The following is a 3,681-nucleotide window of genomic DNA, read 5'->3' on the forward strand; positions in this document are numbered from 1 at the left end:
AGGCCTTGGGAGACGAGGTAGACGAGGATGATGGCAACGAGGAGAATGATTGCTGCAGTGACGATGACATTGAGCGACATCTCGACGCCTCGCTTCTCAGGGTGCGTATGCTTTTTTTTCATTGTTCTTTTTTCGTATTCGTGCGATCCTGCGTCTGCGTGTCCCGTGCTTCTCAGGTGGGAGGCACGGTTCGGGAGGCACTTGCCAACGGAGAGGTTGTTTTTTTTTCGAAAGTGTTTTGACTTATCCTGTTTCTTGGACTGGGGAAGGCGTGCAGCAGACGCTTCCTTCGTCGGCACAGGGTCGTGTTACGTCTTTAATGAATCCTTGAGGGCACGTATCGGCCGTTCCGTCATCTTCTGCGCAGAACGCCCCTTGTATTGCTTCGCAGCTCGTTCCTCTCCCTATTTGTCCTCCTGCACGGAGTATGAGTGTTGCCAGGATGACGAGGACGAGGAGGCCAAGGGCTGCGACGATGATGACGCCCATGCTGAGGCCCTCTCCTTGTTTTGTCATTGCGAATCCTTTTCTATTTTTTGTTGCCTTTCTCGTGAAGGGTATATTTAAACATTTCGGTGGGGGTTTTTTGGGTGGTGAGGGAAGGTGGTATTCCGTGTTGAGAAGGGGAGGATTTAGAGGAGGTTTCTGAGGGCTGAGAGAATAGCTTGCGTTAGCTTGCGAAAGCCGCCTGATGCGAGGACGAGGAGGACGAGGAGGGCTGCCGTGCCGAGGATGAGCGAGCCAATCACGCTCCATTGCATTCCCCTCGTGTTTCCCGCCCGGCGGGAGTGACGGGAGGCGTGTTGAGCATCTGGGGTGTCGGGTGCGGGCCGTCTCTTGGTTGCTGGGTTTCTCCTGTTTTGGTGTGGTTTCGTTCCTCGTTTGCTCCTGGCGCGTTTGCTATGGATCAGTACCGTTCCAAAGCCGAAGGTGAGGATGGAGCGTATTTTTTCCAGGACCGATTCTCCTTCTGTTTTCGTCGCGAGAAAGACGAGTAGGAGGATGATGAGCAGGGCTGCGACGAGGATTATTTCAATGAAGTGGCTGGTTGCGAAAACGCCTCGTTTGGCGGTGGTTGTCGTGGAGCGCAATGCCTTGGCGGAGGTTTTATGGCAGGGGTGGCGTGTGTTGTTGCTTGTGTGGTGAGGGTTATTTGTGTTCATTTGACGCGGACCGCGTTGTGTTTTTTTGTTTTTGCTTGAGGGTTTACGTTGTATAAAAGCCTTCTGTTCGGTGCTTGGTTGCGAAAGCGTATTGACACCCAATGTTTTTGATGTTTTCTTTGTCGAGGGGGGTGAAGAAGATGAATTGGGCGTGTTCTGGCTCAGCAGCGGGCGTGAAGAAGTAGGCGAGTGCTTGGAAGCCTGAATAAACTAAAACACCGGCGCCGACGCCTATGCCTATTGCCCACCCTACCGGCGTTCCCAGTATAGTAATGGCCGCCACGCCGCCCACGCCAGTGGCGACGACGCCCAGGGCAAGTCCTGAAGCTCCTGCGAGTTTGCCTACCGTCGTTCTCCAGAGGAGGTATTCTTTAATTTTTTTGAGGCTTGCATCTCCTTTTGCGTAGACGTGAAGGAGGGCGTATTCTGTGTTTGGCGGGTAGGAGTCCTGCATCAGGATGGTTTTGTCGCCTGGTTGCAGGGAGAGGCGCGTGAGTACGTCTGCGAGTTCCTGCTCTGCGTCCTGTGTTAGTTCGGGCGAGATGAGGTCAAGGTAGGTTTTTTTACTGTTTTTCGGTTTTTTCGTGGCGAGATACTGGTAGAGTTTGGTGAGGGGCTGGTTTGTTTCGCGAAAATCGATATAGCTGCAGTAGTGGCAGTAGATTCCTTCTTCCGGGAAGAGTTCGAGGCCATCTTTGAGTCTCCAGCGGTTGGCGCAGAGGCGAAATTCTTCTGCGATGTCGTGTCGTATTTCTTCTTGCGTTGCGGAGGCGTCGTAATGCTTCTCCGTGGTGGGGCAGTTGATGGGGAGGTAGACCTTCCTGCCGAGTTTGGCGATGAGGGAATGGGACGTGATTTGAGCGGTACAATCAGCGTTTTCCAGGGTCGTTCCCAGTCCTGTGAAGAGTTTGTAGAGAAGGAAAGAGAGGATGATGATGGCAACAACGGAGAGGGTGAGGGTTGCTAGGCGGGACGTTGTGGTGTTCATGGCGCGTGGTTTTGTTACGTGTTTTTGTTAGTGTGGGTTTCGTTCTCTTGTCACCCTGAGAGTGTTCTTGAGCAGGTGCTCTTTTGTTGAAGGGTGGTTAGGTTCATCCACCCAACCCAGAGGGTCGCTCCTCCATCGGTTACGTGTGATTTTTTTACAAAGCGTTCAAAATTGTCGCGAATTTGTGGTGGAAACGAGGCCAGTCCTGCATACGTTCTGGCGTTGCGAAAGAGGTAGCCGTCTCCTTCCCTGATGAAGACAAGGTAGAGTGTTTCATTGGTTGAAATAGGTTCCTTCACAGGGATGTTTGAGAGGGTGGCAAAGTTCTCCCACCAGTCGGATGATAGGTTGAGTTTTTGCGCGTAAGAAGGCCCCATTTCTTTTTCCAGCGCTTTTTGTTTTTCTTTGGTGAAGCGGTAGAAGTCGTTGACGATCTCGCTTGTTGTGATGTAGTCGTAATATGTCGTTGTGCCGCCTTTGATGGACGTGTTTTTGAGATAGTCCAAAAAATTGTCAAATTGTCGTAGCTTGGTTGTTTCGAAGGTTATCTCGTCGCAGATGAAACAGAAACGTTCATTATTTCCCCACGAAAGAAATTCTTCTTTGAGGATTGGTTGTTTGCCTTGGAGGAATTGGTACCAGCACAGGCGCAGTTCTTCAGCGAGTAGGGGGTAGAGTTCGTCCTCGGTGAGGGCGTCGTATTTTTTGCGCTTGACCACGTGTTTCCCTTCTTTGTTGAGGAATCTGAGGAGCTTGTTCACCTGGAGTGTGTAGAGTTCGAGTTCCTTGTCTTTAACAGTTGCATAGAACGTTTCGCATTCAGGAGAGATGGGAGATTGAAATGGGCCTATCGTCGTGTATTTTCTTGCTTGTATACTGAGAATGCAGGCCTCCCTGTCGGAAGCTTTTAAAATAGACGGGAGGACTTTGATGACAACGCCTGCGAGGATGATGAAGCCTACAAGGAAGAGGATGAGGAGGGTGAGTGTGGACGCGGCGAGTGCTTTTGTATTCACGGGGCACCTGCTCTCGTTGCGAGGTAGTAGCCGAATCGAACGATGATTACCGCTATAACAACGAGGAGGATGAGGATGACGAGCTGCTGGGCCGTGAGTTTGCCAGTGCGAGGAGAAGCGTGTGGGAAGTGTTGTGAGGCTGCGTTCTTTTTGCGCGGGGAACGGCGGCGTTGTTGCGAACGGAGTGTTTGCCTTGTTTCTTTCATGTTCCGCTTCTTCGATACAGTTTGTGAATGGTTGGTTTTAAGTAGCTTTCGCTTTGTTAGACGGGGGTGTGGGTTGTTTCGCTGGTGACGTGATTGGCGATGTGTTGTTTGTCGGGGTGCTTGCTGAAGGGTTGTTAGTTCTTGCAGAGGCGCAGGGAGATGACGGCTGTGTCGTATTGTTGTTGGGAGAGGGGGATGCTGATGAGTTGTTCGCCAACTCTCCACGCTTCCGACGTTCCTGTGCAGTTGCCGTATGCGTGGTGGATGGGCGTTTTTGAGATGTTAAAGAGGTAGGGTTCTCCCCATGA

General features: G+C 51.5%; 5 protein-coding genes. All 5 read right to left on the reverse strand.

What is annotated here, in order from left to right; genetic code table 11:
* Positions 1-243: 243 nt before the first annotated feature.
* The gene (locus tag D6783_06030; GenBank protein RME52031.1) at positions 244-516 is read right to left on the reverse strand and encodes a hypothetical protein; all 273 of its coding nucleotides are present in this window, start codon (positions 514-516) and stop codon (positions 244-246) included.
* 116 nt (positions 517-632) lie between these two features.
* Positions 633-1,163, reverse strand: a complete 531-nt coding sequence (locus D6783_06035) for a hypothetical protein (GenBank protein ID RME52032.1) — start codon at positions 1,161-1,163, stop codon at positions 633-635.
* Positions 1,164-1,206: 43 nt separating this feature from the next.
* Positions 1,207-2,151: a hypothetical protein gene (locus D6783_06040; protein ID RME52033.1), complete on the reverse strand. Its 945-nt coding sequence runs from the start codon at positions 2,149-2,151 to the stop codon at positions 1,207-1,209.
* Between the two features lie 50 nt (positions 2,152-2,201).
* On the reverse strand, positions 2,202-3,167 hold the full coding sequence (locus D6783_06045; GenBank protein RME52034.1) for a hypothetical protein: 966 nt from the start codon (positions 3,165-3,167) through the stop codon (positions 2,202-2,204).
* The gene (locus tag D6783_06050) at positions 3,164-3,373 is read right to left on the reverse strand and encodes a hypothetical protein (GenBank protein ID RME52035.1); all 210 of its coding nucleotides are present in this window, start codon (positions 3,371-3,373) and stop codon (positions 3,164-3,166) included. Before D6783_06050 ends, D6783_06045 begins: the two co-directional genes overlap by 4 nt.
* Between the last annotated feature and the right edge of the window lie 308 nt (positions 3,374-3,681).

The organism is Candidatus Woesearchaeota archaeon (genome assembly GCA_003694805.1).
GTDB lineage: Archaea > Nanobdellota > Nanobdellia > Woesearchaeales > J110 > J110.

What these genes read in the sequence shown, in the direction of transcription:
- D6783_06030 (RME52031.1), bottom strand. Translation starts at nt 516, where the DNA reads ATGACAAAACAAGGAGAGGGCCTCAGCATGGGCGTCATCATCGTCGCA.
- D6783_06035 (RME52032.1), bottom strand. Translation starts at nt 1,163, where the DNA reads ATGAACACAAATAACCCTCACCACACAAGCAACAACACACGCCACCCC.
- D6783_06040 (RME52033.1), bottom strand. Translation starts at nt 2,151, where the DNA reads ATGAACACCACAACGTCCCGCCTAGCAACCCTCACCCTCTCCGTTGTT.
- D6783_06050 (RME52035.1), bottom strand. Translation starts at nt 3,373, where the DNA reads ATGAAAGAAACAAGGCAAACACTCCGTTCGCAACAACGCCGCCGTTCC.